A 1387-nucleotide genomic window follows, 5' to 3' on the forward strand; every position below is an offset into this window, starting at 1 on the left:
GCCCTCCGGGCGGACGACGGGGATGGGCAGACAGGCCCTGGCCCATGACGTCCGTCTCCGCCCCCGACGGTCCTCGAGCGGGTCCGGTCCCCAAGCCCGCCACCGGCGGGTCCGCTCACGCGGACACCTCCATCCACAGAAGGGAAAACCATGGCCACGCAGACTCAGACGCCCGTCCAGCCGGGCTCCGAGAACAAGCTGTACATCCTCCAGCAGGGCATCGTCGAGGACGCACCGGGCGGAGTTCCGGCCCACCTCAGCTTCGGCATCCTCAGCACCGTTCCCGATCCGGTGAACCCCGGAGACCTCACCATCGCCCTGAAGGCACCCACCGGTTTCGTGTTCACCGGCTGGCTCTCCTGGGCCTACCACGACGTCAACACCCTGCAGGCGAAGGGCAACCTGGAGACGACCCAGGGCACCCTCGGTGACGGGGGCCGCACCCTGACCTTCACCCACAACCCGTACCTGTCCACCAACCAGGAGTGCCTCGGCTACGCCGCCCAGGTCACCGCCGTCGACGGCGCGACGCCGGGCCGCTACACCGACGGCCAGCTCAAGGTGGGCGCCGCCAACCCGATCAAGCTCAAGGGCCGCGTCCTCGACCCCGACGAGGACTGAGCTCCCCCCGCCGTCGGCGGNNCTGCTGACGCCCGCGGGCCCCGTGGGCCAACGCCGGCCTCCCGGCAGTGCCTGGCATCGAAGCCACGCGCTCGCCTTTTTCCTCCGATTCGTCCGCGATGGCGGCACGGACATGGAAGCCTATGAGCGGCAATGAAAGGACCGAAGATGCCCATTCTCTTCTTCGCCGCCGCTGGTGCCCTCTTTGCAGGCGGAATTGCAGGTGGAGCCGGCGGAGGGTGGTACCTGTGGAGGCGTGGTCAGCAGGAAGCGGCCAAGCGGCTGCAGCATCAGGACGCCGAGGCCGCGAAGCAGGCGCTGAGGGATGCCACTGACCTTGCTGGCCTGCGTAGCAAGGCGCAAGAGGCGGGCTTGGACCCGGATGAGGTCGTTGCCGGATACGAGACGTTGCGAGACTCACAGCTGTCTCCTGAGGACGTGCTCCAGGGGCTGAGCCGGGCTGCCATCACCGGTTGAACAACTTCGCCTCGTCGTACGGATCTCCCGCATTCGCGGCATTCGTGAGCGGCGGTCACTCACGCAGCGATCATGCTCCTCTTGGGCCCGGCTTGTCGACTGCGGGTGCTTCCGACTCATTGGTGCGTACTGGCACGCTTGTGGCACAACCCCCGATACGACGCAGGGCCAGCCCGAGAGGGAACCCCTCCTGAGCTGGCCCTTTGCTCTGTGCCCCCGGCAGGATTCGAACCTGCGACACCCGCTTTAGGAGTTCGATCACTCCCTGGTTCTGCTGGGATACCGCCCG

Annotated in this window: 2 protein-coding genes; both read left to right on the forward strand. The window is 67.6% G+C overall.

Annotated features, from left to right (window positions below; all coding sequences use genetic code 11):
• The first annotated feature begins 150 nt into the window (after positions 1 to 150).
• Positions 151 to 621 carry a hypothetical protein gene (locus CCN42_RS39035; protein WP_086741925.1) on the forward strand — a complete coding sequence of 157 codons (471 nt, stop codon included), beginning with the start codon at positions 151 to 153 and terminating at the stop codon, positions 619 to 621.
• A 168-nt stretch (positions 622 to 789) separates the two neighbouring features.
• A complete protein-coding gene (locus CCN42_RS39040; protein ID WP_086741926.1) occupies positions 790 to 1098 on the forward strand; it encodes a hypothetical protein in 309 nt (102 codons plus the stop codon).
• Positions 1099 to 1387 lie beyond the last annotated feature (289 nt).

Source organism: Streptomyces glaucescens, from assembly GCF_002154375.1.
Classification (GTDB): domain Bacteria; phylum Actinomycetota; class Actinomycetes; order Streptomycetales; family Streptomycetaceae; genus Streptomyces; species Streptomyces glaucescens.

Coding starts and splice junctions, on each gene's coding strand:
- CCN42_RS39040 (WP_086741926.1), top strand. CDS start 790: ATGCCCATTCTCTTCTTCGCCGCCGCTGGTGCCCTCTTTGCAGGCGGA.
- CCN42_RS39035 (WP_086741925.1), top strand. CDS start 151: ATGGCCACGCAGACTCAGACGCCCGTCCAGCCGGGCTCCGAGAACAAG.